This is a genomic window from Candidatus Hydrogenedentota bacterium (assembly GCA_016791475.1).
Classification (GTDB): domain Bacteria; phylum Hydrogenedentota; class Hydrogenedentia; order Hydrogenedentales; family JAEUWI01; genus JAEUWI01.
Genome location: JAEUWI010000057.1, coordinates 16340 through 31096, shown reverse-complemented (window position 1 = coordinate 31096; position 14757 = coordinate 16340). Strand labels below are relative to the sequence as shown.

Here is a 14757-nt window from a genome sequence, read left to right as displayed (position 1 = left end):
CCTGTCGACAACGCCGTGCCATGAAGTTACGCTTCGTGGCACGGCGCAATCGCATGAGGCGGATTCGCTCGCCTGCAATGAGCGTCCCGCGATCAGCCCAGTTCTGCAATGAAAGCGCTATAGACACTGGACAACGCACGGAGTCGCGGCCTATGATCGGGGCCGAATCCAGCCGAATGTTACGCGCCCGGATTCCCCACCGATTGCCAGAAGGGAATACCATGACTTCCAGGAAAATTTTCTCCACCCTCTTCGTATTGTGCCTGGTCTCAGGTCTGATGACCGCCGCAGACGCCATGGCGCTCTCCACCACCGACCTCCGCTGCGAATACCGCACCAACCCCCTCGGCATCGATTCTGACGTCCCGCGCCTCGGCTGGAAGCTCGAAAGCAAAGAGCGCGGCGTGCGCCAGACCGCCTGGCACGTGCTGGTTGCTTCGTCGCCCGAACTGCTCAAGGAGGGCAAGGCCGATCTGTGGGACAGCGGAAAAATCGAAAGCGATGATTCGACTCACGTGGTTTACGCTGGGGCCCCCCTCACTTCGCGTCAGTTCTGCTACTGGAAAGTCCGCGTCTGGGGGCAGGATAGCAAGCCCGGCAAATGGAGCGAGACTGCCCACTGGTCCATGGGGCTCCTTACGCCGGAGGACTGGACCGGTCAGTGGATCGGCGCGGATTGGATCGAAGACAACGCAGGCCCCCTGCCCTGGCTGCGCAAGAACATTACCCTCGACGCCGCCCCCGAGAAAGCGGTCGCCTACGTCTGTGCCCTGGGCTACTACGAGCTCTACGTCAACGGCAAGAAAGTCGATGACTACGTGCTGACACCCGCGGTGAGCGACTATGGCAAGCGCGGCCTTTACCTGACCCACGACATCAGCGGTTACCTGAAAAAGGGCGACAACACCATCGCCCTCTGGCTCGGTCGGGGCTGGTCCGGTCGCCTGCTTGCCGCCGCTTCCACGAAGGGTCCCCTCGTGCGCGCCCAGTTCGAAATCGGCGGAGCCGCGCCACAGGTCATCGTCACGGACACCACTTGGAAGGCCGCCAAAAGCCCCATTACGCCGTTGGGCAAGCTGGAGAGCGGACAATACGGCGGCGAGCGCTATGACAGCCGCCTGGAGAATCCAGACTGGGCCGCCGTGAAATTCGACGACAGCGCCTGGGGCAACGCCGTGCAATACGACCCGCCCACGCCCATCATCGCCGCCCAGATCTCCGAGCCCAACCGCGTGCTGGGCGATATCCCCGCCCGGTCCGTGAAGAAGCAGGAGGACGGCACCTGGCTCGTCGACATGGGCAAGAACTTCAGCGGCTGGCTCGAATACCGCTTCCCCAAAGGGGGACCCGAAGGCATGGAAATCCGACTGGACTACGGCGACAAGTTCCTCGACAATGGCAAGCTCCAGAGCTACAACCAGTACGATGAATTCGTATTCAGCGGCCCGAAAGCACAGACCTTCAAGACCCGTTTCAACTACCACGCCTTCCGCTATGTCATCGTGAAGGGCCTGGAAGCTGCACCCTCCATTGAGGATATCACCGGCCACTGGATCTCCACCGACTACGCGGCCACGTCCGAGTTCTCCAGCTCCAACGATCTGCTGAACTGGATCTACGATACCGCCAACTGGACTTATCGCTGCCTCACCCTCGGCAGCTATGTGGTCGACTGCCCCCACCGCGAGCGCCTGGGCTACGGTGGCGATTCCGGCACCTCCATGGAAATGGGTATGACGAATTTCATGACCGCCCCCCTCTACAGCAAATGGCTCCGCGACTGGCGCGACACCCAGGCTCCCGACGGCGACCTGCCCCACACCGCGCCCAATGCCCAGATCGCAGGCGGCGGACCCGCCTGGAGCGGCATCTGCGTTACCATGCCCTGGATGGTCTACCAGCAGTACGGCGACACCCGCGTGCTCGAAGAGTCCTACCCCACCATGCAGCGCTGGCTCGCCTTCCTCGAAACCAAGCAGAAAGACGGCATCCTAGCCCCCTACTTCGGCGTCGGCTATACCAGCCAGGAGTGGTCCTTCCTCGGCGACTGGGTATCCCCCAACCGAGGCCAGGGCGCGGACAGCCGCGTGGATGAAAACTCCACCCTCTTCTTCAACAACGCCTACTACGTCCATAACCTCCAACTTGCCGCCCAGACGGCCGCGCTCCTCGGTAAGCCGGACGATGCCGCCAACTACACGAAACAAGCCCAGGAGCTCGCCGCCCGACTCCACGAGCGCTTCCTCAATCCCGATGGCGCAACCTACGTCAACGGCGAACAGCCCTACCTCGCCATGCCTCTACTCTTCAACATCACCCCCGAAGACAAGCGCGACGCCGTCATGAACGCCCTCCGCGAATCCATCCTCGTAAAGCAAAAGGGTCACCTTAACACCGGCATGCACGGAACCTACTTCATGTTCCGCTATCTAACCGACACCGACAACAGCGACCTCCTCTACAGCGTCGCCTCCCAACCCGACTACCCCGGCTGGGGCCACATGCGCGCGAATGACGCAACCACCATCTGGGAAGAATGGAACGGCGACAACTCCCACATCCACGACACCCTCATCTCCGTGGGCATGTGGTTCATCCAGGGCCTCGCAGGCATCCAGCTCGACCCCGCCCATCCCGGCTTTCAGCACTTCATCATCCGCCCCGCCCTCGTCGGCGACCTTACCCATGTGAACGGCGCACGCGAAACCCTCTACGGCCGCGTCGAATCCAACTGGAAGCGCGAAGGCGGCAAAGCCACCTACACCATCACCATCCCGCCCAACACCACCGCCAACGTCATGCTCACTGCCGACGACCCCGCAACGGTGATGCTCGAAGGAAAGCCTCTGGCGGAGAATCCCCTGGCCAGCGAGGTGCGCAAAGAAGGCAAACGCGTAGCCGCCACCCTCGGCTCCGGCACCTACGAGATCACCGCGCCCGCACCGCCAATGAAATGAAAACCCGTGGTGATTCCCAAAGTGCGCATTTCCAATGGTTGCCGTGGCGCGGTACAATAGGGTCGCGAGAAAGTACCCTTGTCCCGTTGCAGGAGATATGAAAATGAGCCAGCCCAGAATCGCCATACCGCAAGAGCAGATCGAAGCCTTCTGCAGGAAATGGCGCGTGCGCGAGTTCTCCCTCTTCGGCTCCGTCCTCCGCGATGATTTTCGCCCCGACAGCGACGTGGACGTGCTGGTCAGCTTTCAGGAGCATCCCGAGATAGGCCTGTGGGATATCTCCGAAATGGCTGAAGAGCTTGAAGGACTTTACGCCCGGAAGGTGGACTTGGTCATCAAAGAGGGTCTGAACAATCCCTTCCGCCGTAAGGAGATTCTGGATCGGAGGGAAATTCTTTATGCAGCCTGACGACCGCGACATCGGCTACCTGAACGACATGTTGAGGTTTGCGCGTGTCGTCATGGAAAAAACTGGGCGATGAAAAGACCGAGCGCATGCGCCAGCTTGCACTCGAACGAGCACTCGAGATCATCGGCGAAGCCGCCCGCCGAGTTTCCGAACCCTTCCGTGACGCTCATCCGGAAATTCCGTGGAAATACATCATCGGAAATCGGAATGTCATCGCACACAACTACGACGAAATCGTACTGGAAGTGCTTTGGACTACGGCTACACGGGATGTACCGAAGCTCGTCGCGGCCCTACTTGCCCTGTTACCCAAAGCGCCAGAGTGAGGCGCTTGCCGCATATCTGAAATAATAGGGCGCAAAGAGACCATCGCCTCTTTGCGCCCTTCATCTTTTCTCGCGGCTATTCTTCCCCGTCACCCCAACGGCAACGCCACGTCCTCGAAATTGTCCATCATCCGCTCGCCGCGCATGCGCTCCAGGGCCATCTGCGCGTCGCCGATGTCCACGCTGAGCTGGTCCTTCGAGCAATACCGCCGCCAGGTGATGGTGCGGTTCTCTTTTTCCTTGTTGCCGATGATCCAGATATTCGGCACCTTGTGGGTGATGGCGTTGCGGATCTTCTTGTTGAAGCTCTCGTTGCTGTCGTCGATCTCGGCGCGGAAGAGGTTCTCGCGGAGGTCGGCGGCGATTTCCTGGGCGTAGTCGGCCACGTCGTCGTTGACGGGGATGAGCTTGACCTGGAGGGGGGCCATCCAGGTGGGGAAGGCCCCGCCGTAAAGCTCGATAAGGAAGCTGATCATGCGCTCGTGGGTGCTCAGCGGCGCGCGGTGGATGATGAAGGGGGTCTGTTGTTCGCCATTGGCGTCGACGTATTTCAGGTCAAAGCGATCCGCCACCACGAAGTCGAGCTGGCAGGTGGACACGGTCTCTTCGCGGCCCAGGAGGTTCTTCACCTGGATGTCGATCTTGGGACCGTAGAAGGCGGCTTCACCCTTTTCTTCTTCATACTCCACACCGAGTTTGTTGAGCACATCGCGGACGACCGCCTCGCTCTTGAGCCACTCTTCGGTCTTGCCCGCAAATTTGTCCGAAGCGGGATCGTGCAGGCTCAGGCGTACGCGGAAGTTGCCCATGCGCAGGTGGCCATAGTAATAGGTGTACATGTCCATCACCGAGCGGAATTCCTGTTCCACCTGCTCCGGGGTGCAGTAGATGTGGGCGTCGTTCATGCACATGGCGCGGACGCGCAGCAGGCCCGCGAGGGAGCCGTGCTTCTCATAGCGGTAGGTGTTGCCGTATTCCGCCAGGCGCAGGGGCAGGTCGCGGTAGGAGTGGGGGCGCGCGCCGTAAATCTTGTGGTGGTGCGGGCAGTTCATGGGGCGCAGGTAATACTCGTCGTGTTCGTCCACCACCATCGCGGGATACATGGAGTCGGCGTAGTAGGGGAGGTGGCCCGAACGGTGGTAGAGTTCGCCCCGGGTAATCGCCGGGGTGCTCACGCGCTGGTAGCCCGCGCGGAATTCGATCTCCCGCGCCCACTGCTCCAATTCGTCCCGCACCACGGCGCCATTCGGCATCCACATGGGCAGGCCCACGCCCACTTCCTCGTCCATAAAGAAGAGGTCCAACTCCTGGCCCAGCTTGCGGTGGTCCCGCTCCATGGCCAGCTTGCGCCGCGCGATGTAATCGTCCAGTTCGTCCTTCGATTCAAAAGCCAGCCCGTAGATGCGGGTGAGCATCGGATTCTTCTCGCTGCCGCGCCAGTAGCTGCCCGAGATTCGGTCCAGCTTGAAGCAGGCCTTGGGCACCTCGCCCGTGTGGGCCAGGTGGGGGCCCTCGCAGAGATCGGTGAAGGGCCCATTCACATAGAAGCCGAGGCCCTCATCGCCCGCGCGGCCGCTCTCCACCAGCTCCTGGGCATATTCAATCTTGTAGGTTTGGTCGGTGGGGCTCAGGACCGCCTTCGCCTCGTCCAGGGTCTTGAAGGACTGCTCGAAGGGCTGCTTTTCCTTGATGATCTTGCGCATCGCGTTTTCGATCTGTTCCAGATCCCGCTCGCCGATGGGCTCCGCACCGAAGTCGAAGTCATAATAAAAGCCAAATTCCACCGGCGGACCAAAGGCCATTTTTGCCTTCGGACGAATCGTGAGCACCGCCTGCGCCATGATATGGGCCAGCGAATGGCGTAATTTGTAAATAAAAGTCTGCTTCGGGTCGTCGTGGGGCTGGCTGCACATGATCTGGAGTCCTGTAAAAGTCGAAAATGCACGCACCGCGCGAAGGCACGGCTGGGCGCTAAAAGGCGTTATGGAAAGGCCTTAGAATAGCAATATTCGCGCTACTAAGTCCATCGGCATGCGCATCTTCGACCAGGCAGAGCTTGGGAACGAGCGGCTTCAGGCCCGCAAAACGTTCACATCGTATTGCTCGAAGACGCGATCACGGGTGACCAGCGTAAGGCCTTCTGTTAACGCCTGAGCAATCAACATTCGGTCGAAGGGATCGCGGTGCCAGGGTGGAAGGGTGCCCGCCCTTTCCGCGTGCACGAGAGAAATGGGGAGTTCCCGAAAGCGATTAGCCCTGAGTGCTTCCAGCAGGTTATCCGGCGCCTTGAGCTTGCCCGCTGAAGATTTGATCGCGATTTCCCAAGGCGTGACCGGGCTGACACAAACGTCATTCGCAGCGTCGCCTATCGCGCGCCGCGCTTCGCTGGACAGCGCCGGATCGTCCGCAAGCCACCACAGTACGGCGTGGGTGTCCAGCAGCAGGTTCACGTTTCTTCACCATAGAACGAATTGATGATGTCCTCGGGCGTCTCATCGAAATCGTCCGCCATCCAAACCTGACCGCGCCAGCAGCCGGGCGTCCGCGGCCCCGTGGGCTCGACATAGGCGACCAGCCGGGCAATGGGCTTGCCCGCATTGGCGATGATAATTTCCTCGCCGTCCGACACTTCTTGGAGGAGGCGGGACAAATGAGTTTTGGCTTCGTGAATATTGACGGATTTCATGGGATGGACCTTTATGGACTAAACTAAGTTTAGTCTATTCTGCCCGGGGCGTCAAGAAGTCGGGAAGCGGTTTATCCGGTGGAACGATTAAATAGGTTCGGGAGGCCATCAGTTGCGGACCTAGTCAATCTGCATTTTCACTCGTCGTCGGCTCTGCGGAAGCTAAGAGGGGGGGCTTCGCCGACGATTGTCGAATGAGTACCACACCGGCCATGCCTACGAGTGTCGCCACGATGAGCGCTATCCATGGATTCATGGTCAGATAGGGTACGTCCCCGCGAAGCGCCGCCTCGAAACTTCCCGCCTGGCGGAGATAAAGACTGGCTCCGAAACCGACGTCTAGGATTGCTGCGATAGCTAGCATCCATCCCACATCGCGGCGGGGATTGAGAACTAGGCCGAATGCGTTTCCTATACCATAGGTGAGCAGCGGGACACAGGCGAAGAGAAGATACTTATAGGACTCTGGACCCTCCAGCCGTGTATAGGCGGATGGAAGTGCAATCGTGGTCATCAAAAAAACTACAGTCACGATATAGCAAATTGCAGAACCCAGTTGGTAGGTCAGGGGTGTTGCCTTATCTTGTTCGGAGAAAAAACTCTTGCATCCAGGCCCGTACAACGCAGCGACGGCAAGTAGATCGCCGAGAATATCGAGATGAAGCGAATGCCAGGAACCCGACCAGTCGAGTATTACATTCCGGAGGAGATCGAGTGCGAACACGACACACAAGCCGAGGCGGGCCCAGTTCTTCCCGCGAAGGGTATGGAATGAGAATACTCCCAGTAGCGCAAAAATCAGGGTTTCCAGTTGCCAATTAAACTTCACAAATTCACCAGTTTCCTCGAATGAAGTCGGGATGCCCGAGGCGACACGGGGAATTACGTACACGGCCGAAACGAACAGGAAGAACCATCCTGCGATGGTGACAGATATAGGCCGCCTATCCACGTAACATTGCCCTCCGTTTTCCTTAGTCTGCATCAACAACATTTCTCACTTCCGCGCCCTCTTCAACGCCTCCACCAATCCCGGTCCACAGGCCACGATCCCCTTCGTGCGGTAGTCGTAGTGGTCGAAGCTATCGTAGTCCATGGCGACGCCCCCGGCTTTCTGGAGGATATAGCCGCCCGAGGATTGCCCCGCCGGGCTCGCGCCGAAATCGAAGTAGGCGTCGAGGCGTCCCCGGGCCACGTTGCACAGGGTGACGGCGGGCGTGATCCAGCCCACACCTTTGGCGCATTGATCGAAGACCGGTTTCCACTCGTCGTAGTAGCGCTGGATGGCCATCATGTTGGCGCTGAAGCCAAATGCCACAAGGGAGTCGCGGATATCGGTGGTGGGGGAGGGGCTGATGCGCTGGCCGTTGAGGAAAGCGCCCTTCTTGCCCTTGTCCGCGTGGTAGAGTTCACCGCTTACCGGATTGTAGACGTAGGCCTCGGTGATCTTGTCGCCTTGCTCCCGGGCCATGGAAATGGCGAAATAGGGCTTGCCCATGAGGTAATTGGAGGTGCCGTCGATGGGATCGATGATCCAGTTTCCGCCTGAATGTCCCTGAGCCCGGCCCAGGTCTTCCCCCCGTATACCATCCCCCGGAAAGAGCTTGCGCAGTCGCTCCACGATCATCCGCCCGATCTCCCGGTCCGTTTCCGTGACCAGTTCGCGGCGGGCCTTGACGTCGCACAGGGGCGGATCGAAGTAGCGGGCCTTCAGCAGGCTCCCCGCTTCAAGCAGCAACTCTCGGACTTCTTCGGTCATGGACTGGCTCCTGCCCCACAGGTTGGTACCATCGCACCCCGGAAGGGTAGCAGCAATGGGGCGGCGGGATCCACGGTGGGGAGGCTGAAGGGTGAAGAATGGGTCGCATGAGTCAGTATGAAAACTGAGGTTCCACACGACCCATAAGACCCATAAGACCCATAAGACCCATTTCTTCGGCTGACAGCCAGGGCCTCAATTGACGCCAGCCAAATGGCGCGCTATACTATGACATATGGCAGAAGAGCTGAAAGATCCCGTGGGTCTCGTACTGATCCCCTGGGAGGGCGCGAAGAGCGCTCGCGCCCGGAGTGCCGCGTTCCGCCGACGCGGCGCGTGGGTGTTTCATGTTCCGCAGGGGGCCGCCGTCTGGTATGGGGGCGTACTTGGAAATCTGGAGGGGCGCCCAATGGAGGGGGCCGAAGCCACGCTCGACGGAATACGAGACGTCATGCGTGCCGGCCTGAGTCGAGAGGCGTTTGATCGCTTGCGTCAGGCGCTCTCGGTCTCCAACGATGCCTTGGCCCGGGCGGTCGGCGTGCCCCTTCGTACCCTGGCGCGGCGACGTCGCTTCAAGCCCGACGAGTCCGAGGGGCTCCTGCGAGTTGCCTCGGCCTTCCAGCGCAGCCTGGATATCTTCGAAGATTTGGAAAAAGCCCGCCACTGGTTTTCCACGCCGAAACGCGCGCTCGTTGGAAAGACGCCCCTTGAATACTGTGACACGGGCCCCGGTGCTGAGGAAGTCGAGCATTTGCTGGGCCGGATGGAGCATGGCGTCTTCAGTTGACCATCACGGCCTTTCGCATTACCCGCGCGAAGTATGCCTCAAGCGCCTTTGACGGCGAAGGAGCGCGTCAGTTTGGCGGGCGGTGGAATTCGCCGGGTACCCCCATGGTCTATGTCTCCAGTTCCCGTTCCCTCGCAACGCTGGAGTTGCTCGTCCATCTGGACGATCTCGCGACTATCCGCAGTTCCCATGTCCTTATACCCGTGACCTTCGACGAATCCATCGTGGCGGAGGCGAACACGAGCGTGCTGCGGGCCGGCTGGGATGGCCCTCAGATCGCGCTGTCCACGCAACAACTCGGTGATCAGTGGGTGCGTTCGTACGCGTCGGCGGTGCTGAAAGTCCCCAGCGTGGTGACGCCCGGCGAGTACAATTACCTCATCAATCCGCGGCACCCGGACTTCAGCCGGGTTGAAATCGGGGCCGCGACCCGATTCGAGCCCGACCCCAGGCTTACGCGATAGCAGCCTATTCCAGCGGGATGCTGATCTTCGTTATGGCGCCGTTGCGCTGGACCGCCAAGTCCAGTTGCTTCACGCCCTGCAACTGAGTCACCAGGCCAAGCACCTGCGCCTCGTCCGTCAGGGCGATGCCGTTCACCGAGCGCACGATATCCCCATCTTGCAGCCCGACGCGTTTCGCTCCGGGTACCGAGGCAATGTCATCCGCCGTCAGCCCCACCGGCTTGCCGGTCTTGTCGTACACGATCCTGGGCTGGTGCTTGATCATGAGGGCCATGTGCTCCGCCGGGTCTTCGGGGAAGTAATCTTCCGCCTGGCCGTCGCCTTTGGCCTGGATCGTGGGCGTTTGTTGCGGGGGCGCGGGAGTAGCTGGCTTCGCGGGGGCCGGGTCAGCCTTCCGATAGGCCACAGGCGCCAGGCCATTGCTGGCGCGGTAATCCCAGGGGGCCAACGGCGCCGGAGTGCTCCAGAGCCCGCGTTTCGCGCTAATCGCCTCGGTGGCGGCTCGCTGGAAGCCCCGCGCTTCCGGCGTGTTCGGCGCGTCCCACCAGGCCAGACCCTGCCGCACCAAGTCTTCATTCAGGCTCCTGCCATCGGGCAGCGTCACCCGGGCCACCGGTGTGCCCGCCGTGTCCTGACCGACCAGTTCCACCGTAACCGTCGATTCCATGGCCGCTTCCAGCACGCGGGACGTCGCTCCATCCGCCAGTGGCTGACCCGCCACGGGACAGGCCACGCCGTAAAGTCGGATGGTCATGGGCTTGCCCTCGCGCGACACCGTGACAAGATCGCCCTGGGTGCCCTCCGCGCGGATAATCCCGCGAAATGATTCGGCCGGGCTGATGAAGGAAAAGAGCAGACAGGCCGCGAGGGCAAGAGAGGCGGGGCGGCACCGGCACGTGAACAGCAGTTGAGACATGGTCAAGGTAAACTTCCTGGGTCGTTGAACTTGTTTTTGCAATCACCCCATAGTATATCCCAGCGGGGTGAATTGTTACCGAAAAGTTCGCAATCTGCTTAAGAAAAGAGGGAGAGGTTCCGGCGCGGCCATGAGCTCGCGGTACTCTGCGGGGCTCTTAAATCATTGAAATATAATAGCTTAGGGCGTATGATGCTCCTGGAAATTCATCTGAATGTAAAAATTGCCAAACGGTTGACATTTAAACATCAGATCGTGTATGCTGCACCCTAGGTTTAGTGGTGTTATGCCAAAAGTTGTGGTAGAAACCCTAACCTGTGGTGTAGGCTTCAGTATCAACCCAACCCGTGCAGTGGTTGCACAGTGGGTCGGTAAGGTGGTCGCGCTCTGGAGGCGCGTTCACCAGTGACTACGGAACAACAAGCATTCAGTTAAGGAGAAACGCGTCATGGAAAATCCCCACGGAAACGACGGCTTTTTTGAAATCCTCTTCAACGACGTGATCCTCGAGATCATTCACCGCGTCGCTGCCCTGATCTCTGGTCTGATCTACGGCATCATCGACCCCATCCTTCCTCCCGCTGCCTGATACGGTACCGAGAGGTCGTTGAGCTGTATTTGCGTACAGTGAATGTCGCCTGCTTCCGCTTCAATGAAGGCAGGCGGCATTTTTATATACAGGACGACGGATCCGAACGCCTATTCAATGCCGGTTCAGCGGGGGTAATCCCGTTGTGACGGCCATTCGGAAACCAGCCGCTGTCATTCCAACCATGTGTGTAACGTTTTCCAACTGTGCTTGTAAGGTCAGGTGAACGCGCTCTGGAGGCGCGAACACCCAGGTACGGAACAAACTAAAAGTGTAATTCAAGGAGAAACGCGTCATGTTATTCGAAGACATCTTCAATGGTATCGCTGAAGGCATCACCAACAGCATTGCTTCCTTCATCACCAACCTCATCCTCGGCCTGCTGAACCCCATCCTCGTGGGTATCGGTCTTGACCCGGTTGAGCTTTAATTCGCACACCGAGTTTTACCGCCTGCTCCGCACGAACGCGGGCAGGCGGTATTTTTTTATCCAGACATGAAAGAAAAGCGCAAGGGGACCATGCGCTTAACTGTCTTATAATTAGGGGTTTAGAGGGGCTGTGGGGCGCGGGGGAAGGAGCCCAGCACCTTCAGGGTGTGGACCTGGTCTTCGAGCCGGGCAAGCACCTGTCGGACCGGCTCGTCTTCCACATGACCCAGGAGATCGATGAAGAATACATACTCCCACGCCTTTTTCTGGCTTGGACGCGATTCAATCCGCGTAAGGGAAATGTTGGCTTCGGAAAATGGGACGAGCAGGTTGAAGAGCGCCCCTGGTTTGTCCTTGATCGAAACCAGCAGCGACGTCTTGTCGTCCCCCGTCGGCTTGACCAGTTGGCGACCCAGCACGAGAAAGCGCGTGTAATTGTGGGGCGCATCCTCGATCTGCTCCGCCAGCAGATTCAGGTTGTAGGTCGTGGCCGCCATCTTACTGGCAATCGCGGCCGTTCCCGCTTCCTTCGCCGCCCGTCGCGCGGCCTCCGCCGTGCTCGACGTCTCGATCAGCTCCACACCCGGCAAGTTGGCCCGAATCCAGTTGCGACACTGGAGCAGCGCGTTGTCCTTGGAGCACACCCGCTTGATTTCACTCAGCGGGCAGGCCGCGAGCAGGTTCTGGGTGATGTGGAGGAGCATCTCATTGATAATCTTGAGATCGGAGGAGATAAAGCGGTCCTGGGTGTCGCTCACCGATCCGCCCATGGAGCTCTCCACGGGCACAATGCCATAGTCAATCCGCCCGCGCTCCACTTCCGTGAAAATATCGGTGAAAGAAGGCAGGGGGTGATACTCCGCCGAGCCGCCAAAGACTTGCATGGCCGCCATGTGGCTGAACGTGTCCCGCGGGCCGAGGAAGGCCACGCTGATGGGGCGCTCCAGCGCGATCATGGCGCTGATCACTTCCCGGTAGATGGCCTGCACCGCGCCGTTGGGCAGGGGCCCCTCGTTCAGGCGGGCCAGCTTTTCCAGCACGGCCTTCTCCCGCTCGGGCACGTAGATCGGCGCATTGGCCTCTTTCTTGATCTCGCCTATCTTCTGGGCAAAGCCGGCCCGCTCATTCAACAGTCGGACGATTTCCCCATCCAGGCGGTCAATTTCATTGCGGCATTCTTCCAGCATCAGCGATCTTTTCCTTCCAGAATTTCCAGCGGAGCCTGGCTCACCATCAGCATGGCGGTCCGGCCCGTGTTAAAGCGAATTCGAACTTTCAATTTGTCGCCCGCGCCCGACGTAAACATCACAATGCCCGGCCCGAACTTGGCATGGCGCACCCGCGTTCCGATGCGCATTCCGCCCGATTCGGCGCCGCCCCGGGAGGGCTCCAGCGAAAAGGAGTTCGAAGCCGCCGACGCGGAAGTCTGCGCGGGGCGCGAACTCGACCGCGCTGTCGGCGGCGTGAAGGAGGACAGGCGTTGCCGGGGCGTGGGCAGGTCATCATTGAGCCGTTCCAGGCGATCCGAGCCCGCCTCTTCGAGGAAGCGGGAGAGCCTGCGGTTATTGTGGGTCTGCCCATAAAGCATGCGCGAGGCGGCTGCCGTCAACACGAGGCCCTTGCGCGCGCGGGTCATCGCCACATAGCAGAGCCGTCGTTCCTCCTCCAGGTCGGCGCCACTGTCAAAATCGACGCCGAAGGGGAGGAGGCCCTCCTCCAAGCCAATCAGGTAGACATAGTCAAACTCCAGGCCCTTCGAGGCATGGATCGACATGAGGGTCACCGCGGGCGTCGATTCGTCCCAGCCATCCACATCGGCCAGCAGCGAGAGATCCTGCAGGAAAGGCAGGAGCCCCTTTTCTCCTTTGCTGTCCCGGGCCTTGCAGGAAACCACAAACTCGTCCAGCGATTCCAGGCGGGTGCGGAAATCCTTCTCATCGCTCTGCTGGATGAAGCTGCGGTAGCCCGTGGCCTCCAGCAGCTTCTCCACCAGATCGGCGAGATCCATTTCTTTGGCGTCCATGGCCAGATCATCGATAAGCTGCACCAGATCCGCCGCCGATTTCCGGGCCCGTCCCGGCAATGTCTCGTCCAGATCAATCTCTCGCAAGACTTGAAGCAGGGGGCACTTCCGCAGGGCCGCATACTCGTCCAGGCGTTCCTGGGTGGTCGCACCGATCCCGCGCGCGGGCACATTCATAATGCGGCGGAGGGCCTCGTCATCGTTCGGGTTTGCCAGAACGCGGAGGTAGGCCAGGATATCTTTGATTTCGCGACGGCTGTAGAACTTGATGCCGCCCACGACGGTATAGTTCACGCCCTTGTTGCGTAGCGCCTCTTCTACCAGCCGGGCCTGGTTGTTGGTGCGGTAGAGCACCGCCACCTGGCTGGGGGCGTGGCCCTTTTCGAGCATGTCCCGCATGACGAAGCGGGCTTCTTCTTCGCCCGATTCCGCCAGGTAAAAGCCCACCCGGTCGCCCTTGCAATTTTCCGTGCGAAGGGTCTTCCCAAGTCGATTGATATTGTTCTTCACCACGTTGTTGGCCACATCGAGGATGGCCTGCGTGCTGCGGTAGTTCTGCTCCAGGCGCACCACCGACGCGTCGGGAAAATCCTGGGCGAAGTCGAGGATGTTGTTGATGTCCGCGCCGCGCCAGGAGTAAATGCTCTGGTCTTCGTCGCCCACGGCGAAAATATTGCCGTAGCCCCCACTCAGGTTCCGAGCAATCAAGTACTGGGCGCGATTGGTGTCCTGGTATTCGTCCACCAGAATGTGGCGATAGCGTTGCTGATAGCGTTCACGAACTTCGGGGTGATCCCGCAGCAGCTCCACCAGCAGTACCAGCAAATCGTCAAAATCCACAGCGGAGGCCGCCTTCAGCGCGTCGTGGTACTTCACCCACAGAATACGCAGAGCCTCTTCCGTGGCGTCTTTCGCCTCCGTCGCGGAATCGGGGGACTCGACTTCCTGCTTGAGATTGCTGATCCACTGGAGGGCATCCCGGGGCGAGACCTTGGCCAGGGCGTCGGGCAGGTCATTGACCATCCGCTTCATGACGCTCAACTGGTCGGCGGAGTCAAACACGGTGAAATTCTTGCTCCGGCCCAGGTGCTGCATTTCCCGGCGCAGGACATAGAGGGCAAAGCTGTGAAAGGTGCCCATCCACGCCGCCACGCGGTCCGTGTTCAGCCGCTGGGCGAATCGGGCCTGCATTTCCTTTGCCGCCTTGTTCGTGAAGGTCAGTGCCAGCAGGAAGCGCGGGTCGATGCCCTTTTCCTCCACCAGCCAGGCCATGCGCTCGATGATGACCCGGGTTTTTCCGCTTCCCGCGCCCGCCAGCACCAGCGTGGCGCCATCCGCCGCCGTAACGGCGGCCTTCTGTTCTTTATTCAGCGAGATCATGGGCGGTACTACCTGGGTGCGGGGGGAATTG

13 protein-coding genes and 1 pseudogene are annotated in these 14757 nt (G+C 60.1%); 6 read left to right on the top strand and 8 right to left on the bottom strand.

The annotated features are described in order from the left end of the window. The first annotated feature begins 221 nt into the window (after positions 1–221). The 3 genes and pseudogenes from JNK74_23235 (at position 222) to JNK74_23225 (ending at position 3692) form a co-directional block, all read left to right on the top strand. Complete coding sequence (locus JNK74_23235; GenBank protein MBL7649101.1) at positions 222–2957, top strand: family 78 glycoside hydrolase catalytic domain; 2736 nt, start codon at positions 222–224, stop codon at positions 2955–2957. Positions 2958–3060: 103 nt separating this feature from the next. Continuing rightward, complete coding sequence (locus JNK74_23230; protein ID MBL7649100.1) at positions 3061–3366, top strand: nucleotidyltransferase domain-containing protein; 306 nt, start codon at positions 3061–3063, stop codon at positions 3364–3366. After that, positions 3356–3692: pseudogene (locus tag JNK74_23225) on the top strand (DUF86 domain-containing protein). Before JNK74_23230 ends, JNK74_23225 begins: the two are co-directional and overlap by 11 nt. 89 nt (positions 3693–3781) lie before the next feature. On the opposite strand, the gene JNK74_23220 reads toward JNK74_23225, so the two are convergent. The 5 genes from JNK74_23220 to JNK74_23200 all read right to left on the bottom strand — a co-directional run bounded on the left by JNK74_23220 (position 3782) and on the right by JNK74_23200 (position 8137). Further along, positions 3782–5605, bottom strand: a complete 1824-nt coding sequence (locus JNK74_23220; protein ID MBL7649099.1) for a threonine--tRNA ligase — start codon at positions 5603–5605, stop codon at positions 3782–3784. A 159-nt stretch (positions 5606–5764) separates the two neighbouring features. Continuing rightward, complete coding sequence (locus JNK74_23215) at positions 5765–6142, bottom strand: type II toxin-antitoxin system VapC family toxin (protein ID MBL7649098.1); 378 nt, start codon at positions 6140–6142, stop codon at positions 5765–5767. Next, positions 6139–6378 carry a type II toxin-antitoxin system Phd/YefM family antitoxin gene (locus JNK74_23210; GenBank protein ID MBL7649097.1) on the bottom strand — a complete coding sequence of 80 codons (240 nt, stop codon included), beginning with the start codon at positions 6376–6378 and terminating at the stop codon, positions 6139–6141. Before JNK74_23210 ends, JNK74_23215 begins: the two co-directional genes overlap by 4 nt. Before the next feature lie 124 nt (positions 6379–6502). Then, positions 6503–7372 (bottom strand): hypothetical protein, encoded by an 870-nt coding sequence (locus tag JNK74_23205; GenBank protein ID MBL7649096.1) that lies wholly within the window; start codon positions 7370–7372, stop codon positions 6503–6505. A 3-nt stretch (positions 7373–7375) separates the two neighbouring features. Continuing rightward, positions 7376–8137: a hypothetical protein gene (locus tag JNK74_23200; GenBank protein MBL7649095.1), complete on the bottom strand. Its 762-nt coding sequence runs from the start codon at positions 8135–8137 to the stop codon at positions 7376–7378. Between the two features lie 259 nt (positions 8138–8396). On the opposite strand from JNK74_23200, the gene JNK74_23195 reads away from it, so the two are divergent. Continuing rightward, on the top strand, positions 8397–8924 hold the full coding sequence (locus JNK74_23195) for a DUF2384 domain-containing protein (GenBank protein ID MBL7649094.1): 528 nt from the start codon (positions 8397–8399) through the stop codon (positions 8922–8924). 2 nt (positions 8925–8926) lie between these two features. Beyond that, positions 8927–9388, top strand: coding sequence for an RES family NAD+ phosphorylase (locus JNK74_23190; protein ID MBL7649093.1), 462 nt, complete (start codon positions 8927–8929; stop codon positions 9386–9388). 4 nt (positions 9389–9392) lie between these two features. On the opposite strand, the gene JNK74_23185 is transcribed toward JNK74_23190, so the two are convergent. Then, positions 9393–10304, bottom strand: coding sequence for a thermonuclease family protein (locus JNK74_23185; protein MBL7649092.1), 912 nt, complete (start codon positions 10302–10304; stop codon positions 9393–9395). A gap of 448 nt (positions 10305–10752) precedes the next feature. Between JNK74_23185 and JNK74_23180 the strand changes: the two genes are divergently transcribed. Continuing rightward, positions 10753–10893, top strand: a complete 141-nt coding sequence (locus JNK74_23180; GenBank protein MBL7649091.1) for a hypothetical protein — start codon at positions 10753–10755, stop codon at positions 10891–10893. Between the two features lie 549 nt (positions 10894–11442). Here the strand turns inward: JNK74_23180 and pheA are convergent. Then, on the bottom strand, positions 11443–12510 hold the full coding sequence (gene pheA, locus JNK74_23175; protein MBL7649090.1) for a prephenate dehydratase: 1068 nt from the start codon (positions 12508–12510) through the stop codon (positions 11443–11445). Then, positions 12510–14726: a UvrD-helicase domain-containing protein gene (locus JNK74_23170; GenBank protein MBL7649089.1), complete on the bottom strand. Its 2217-nt coding sequence runs from the start codon at positions 14724–14726 to the stop codon at positions 12510–12512. Before JNK74_23170 ends, pheA begins: the two co-directional genes overlap by 1 nt. Positions 14727–14757 lie beyond the last annotated feature (31 nt).

What these genes read in the sequence shown, in the direction of transcription:
- JNK74_23210 (MBL7649097.1), bottom strand. Translation starts at nt 6,378, where the DNA reads ATGAAATCCGTCAATATTCACGAAGCCAAAACTCATTTGTCCCGCCTC.
- JNK74_23185 (MBL7649092.1), bottom strand. Translation starts at nt 10,304, where the DNA reads ATGTCTCAACTGCTGTTCACGTGCCGGTGCCGCCCCGCCTCTCTTGCC.
- JNK74_23200 (MBL7649095.1), bottom strand. Translation starts at nt 8,137, where the DNA reads ATGACCGAAGAAGTCCGAGAGTTGCTGCTTGAAGCGGGGAGCCTGCTG.
- JNK74_23235 (MBL7649101.1), top strand. Translation starts at nt 222, where the DNA reads ATGACTTCCAGGAAAATTTTCTCCACCCTCTTCGTATTGTGCCTGGTC.
- pheA (MBL7649090.1), bottom strand. Translation starts at nt 12,510, where the DNA reads ATGCTGGAAGAATGCCGCAATGAAATTGACCGCCTGGATGGGGAAATC.
- JNK74_23230 (MBL7649100.1), top strand. Translation starts at nt 3,061, where the DNA reads ATGAGCCAGCCCAGAATCGCCATACCGCAAGAGCAGATCGAAGCCTTC.
- JNK74_23220 (MBL7649099.1), bottom strand. Translation starts at nt 5,605, where the DNA reads ATGTGCAGCCAGCCCCACGACGACCCGAAGCAGACTTTTATTTACAAA.
- JNK74_23180 (MBL7649091.1), top strand. Translation starts at nt 10,753, where the DNA reads ATGGAAAATCCCCACGGAAACGACGGCTTTTTTGAAATCCTCTTCAAC.
- JNK74_23205 (MBL7649096.1), bottom strand. Translation starts at nt 7,372, where the DNA reads ATGTTGTTGATGCAGACTAAGGAAAACGGAGGGCAATGTTACGTGGAT.
- JNK74_23170 (MBL7649089.1), bottom strand. Translation starts at nt 14,726, where the DNA reads ATGATCTCGCTGAATAAAGAACAGAAGGCCGCCGTTACGGCGGCGGAT.